This window comes from Dehalococcoidales bacterium (assembly GCA_028716225.1).
Lineage (GTDB): Bacteria > Chloroflexota > Dehalococcoidia > Dehalococcoidales > UBA5760 > UBA5760.
In genome coordinates, this window is record JAQUQE010000107.1 from 1 (window position 1) to 3,491 (window position 3,491).

Here is a 3,491-nt window from a genome sequence, read left to right on the forward strand (position 1 = left end):
TGATCTTTCATCTCTTCATCCATGTCTTCATCCTTTCATTATTACATCGCTCCTTGCATCGCAAAATGCGAAGCCGCAAGCAATGACGGCTCGGCACCGATCCTCTCATACGCGCCCATCGAAGGCACAGAGAGACTACGATCTCTTAAGATTATATCAGTGACGTCAAAGTATCCACTACTCGAATTTCCACCTCTAGCCACCGCATAAGGCGTGTCGCCTGTCAGATCATATGGATGACTACCTGACCCCAAGAACACTGGATCTACATCGACGTTCCCAGTGCCAAGGGAAGTAAACGGCACTACTCCAGTTGTATCCTTGTCCTGTATATCGCAGTTATTAATTTTGGCCTCACCAAAGGCGTTACACTGAATATTAGATGCCACCCCAATATTACCCCTCACGATACTGCTATTAAGATTCATAATACCAGCTACTTCTATTCCGCCCACGTTCCCAACAGTGGCCTCGTTCCCTACTACAGTGCAAAATACTATACGACCACTATCCGACGCAGGATAAAAATATACTCCGCCAATATGAGCAGCGTAATTACCAGCAATAAGGCAATTGGAAATCCTCGAAGCAACCCCTCTGCAACGCAACCAAATTGCACCACCAGAGCTATCAGAAATGTTTCCGATCAATGAACTCTTAACTATGGTACATACATCGGTTGTACTAGGACCAATGCAGATAGCCCCACCGTTGCCAACGGCATGATTGCCGATAAAAGTACAGGGATATGTAGGACCGAGGGTGGCGGCAGATAGTATACCAATGACCACGCCAGCGTCGTTGGCATAAATAGCGCCACCACTACCGCTAGCGTAACAATTCTCTGTATGGGTATTAACAAAATAAACACTTGACTGCGTTGCATAAACGGCTCCGCCGTTCACAGCATGGCAATTATCCATAAAGCAATCGCGTATTATTACGTAATACGGAGACGCCCAGTTCACATCGACATAAAACGCACCACCATTCCCGGTACAACGAGTATCCATAACCATGAAACGACTGATTTCACTTCCCGCACCTGCGGATAATCTTATTCCACGTACATCTGCTAAATTGCCATCGAGCACTGTCAATCCGGTCCTAGGTTCCGTCTGGACACCCGTCAACGAAGCATCGCAACCTCCATATAGCAACAATTTCTTGGCAAACGTAACTTCACCCGAAGATGATATATCAATACCCGCATGCTCTTTGATATAAACAGAATCGCCAGCGACGGCCGAAGAAACAGCTGTATAGATACTCTGATAGGCATCCTCCCAGGAAGTGCCGTTATTAGATCCAGTAGCTAATCCATGCTGACAAAATCGATTGGCCATTTATCACCTATACGATAATAGTTCCCCTGTACCCAGTCCCATCGTAAGCCAACGTGAGAATGGCACACTCACCATCGGGAATGGTTACCGGTAGTCCTGCGCCACCTTTGAAAGTGACATTGGTAAAAGCCGTAGCGTCTATGTCAAGATCGCCACCCGATGCCCATATATCCAACGTCAAACCCTTCGTGGCCCCGACGGGAGCCGTCATGGAAGAAGCTGTACACGTCGCAGTAATGGTCACTTTCTGATAGGCTTTGCCTGTCAACCAATTCACCGTAATAGTGCCCGAACCAAAAGAAGCACTACCTGGAGCCGAACCGTAGCTGACTGCTCTCAGATCCGTGATTTCATCGACGATCAAGTCCCCGCCAACCTGCACGTTCCCGTCTAGATAACATGTACCGTCGACCTCGAGTGTGTACTGAACATACAAATCGCCAGCAGCGCCCGCATGTCCGGGTGTACCGCCTAGACCTACCGCCAGCGCACCACTACCAGATATAATTCTGGCATGTGATTGATCGTGATAAATAGCTACATATTGACTGACGCTTCCGCCAGCAGCAGACTGAATATACAGTGTAGGATTTACATTCGGACCGTGCCCCCAGTCCACCCCCACATCCGTAGATTCGCAGATCGTTACCTTGTTCTGCGTAGAACCAGTGCCAACGCCTATAAGAAGTTCATCCCTCGCTCCGCTCCACAACAATCGAGCATCAGCATAAGAACCGGGTGATCCACCTATGTTAATCTGTGCGCCGTCGGGAAGGTTGATACTCCCAGAAGAGAGCACATACATAACATTGACATAAGTGAGTCCTCCAACTTCCAAACCACCTGTGATGTATACACCGCCGCTTACCAACGACTGTGTTGCTGAACCAGTCCCAACTGCCAAATATCCAGCCCCGGTTATAATCCGTCCATCAGTCTGGTCGTGATAAATAGCAACATAGTCGCCCGGACTCGTGCCATCGGAAGACTGAATAAATAGCGTTGGATTAGTGCTGTTCGCCGGATTAAAACTTCCAGCGTCCACCGATTCGCATATGACAATATTGCGACTGCCCGACACCCCGATCACTAACCTATGGTTAGTCCCGCTCGTATTCCACTGAATATTGGCATCAGATCCAGCCCCAAACACAACCGAAGAACCATCCTTTATACGAACATCGGAACCAGCAAAAATAATGCCGTGGGTCTCAAAAAGACCACTAACGAAAACATCCTCGGCCGATGTAACTTCCGTAGGCGTTCCGCTCCCCAATACCATAGGCCCCTTACCAGATCGCATCCTAGAATAAGACTTGTCATGGTAGAACGATATGTACTGCGTATTGTCTACATCTGGATCGGTAGAGGAATGGACAAACACCGTTGGATCGGCAGACAGCGTTTCATGATCAAAATCCCGAACATTATATGCCGCATCAGCTATTATGAGATGCCTATTGGCTCCGCCATCCGCGTTGCCAACAAGCAACCGTGCTCCATCATCGCCCCTGTACCCAATAATCAAATAGTCGCTGACATTATCGCCACAGACGATCCGGTTTGTAGCGTACAGATACCCCTGCAACTCTATGGCATTTGAAACAATCAAATCGAGACCAGTATTCAAGCCATGAAGACCAGCCCACGAACCAATATGAAGACCGACCGCTGGGGTAGGATTGCCGATTCCCACTTTGCTGTCGGCAGCTACCGTAACTACTGCTGCTCCGTCTCTGTCCAGGGTCAAACCGGAACCGTTCCAGAACATGCCCGTTTGAGATGTGACCCCTGTACCCTCTACATAGAATCCAGCACCGTGTATCTGTCTCGCCGCCGCTCCAATGGTAGGATATAAATAGGAACCTGTATCAGACCACATCCCACCAAGGTCGTAGAGTCCGATGAGCATCTGTACCAGAGAATACGTTTCCATGCCGTTCTTGGAATACAGAGTATCCCAATCAGCAGAGCTGGCTGCATCCAGGTCCAAAAAGTGCGTCGACCAGTTAGTCGACGCTTCCAGAGCTTTAGAATAAAACCGGATGTAACTCGGCCGATAGTCACTGTCCTCATTGAATCCGATCCTTATGTATCCACCGGTATAATCGGTATTCGTCCGTCCGGTAGCGCACAAATCCAGAT

At 48.7% G+C, this 3,491-nt stretch carries 2 protein-coding genes; both read right to left on the reverse strand.

Annotation, left to right across the window (positions count from 1 at the left end; translation table 11 throughout):
• Positions 1–41: 41 nt before the first annotated feature.
• Positions 42–1,346, reverse strand: coding sequence for a hypothetical protein (locus tag PHI12_14225; GenBank protein ID MDD5511944.1), 1,305 nt, complete (start codon positions 1,344–1,346; stop codon positions 42–44).
• 7 nt (positions 1,347–1,353) lie between these two features.
• Positions 1,354–3,491, reverse strand: a 2,138-nt coding sequence (locus PHI12_14230; GenBank protein ID MDD5511945.1) for a hypothetical protein, incomplete at its 5' end; no start/stop codon positions are given.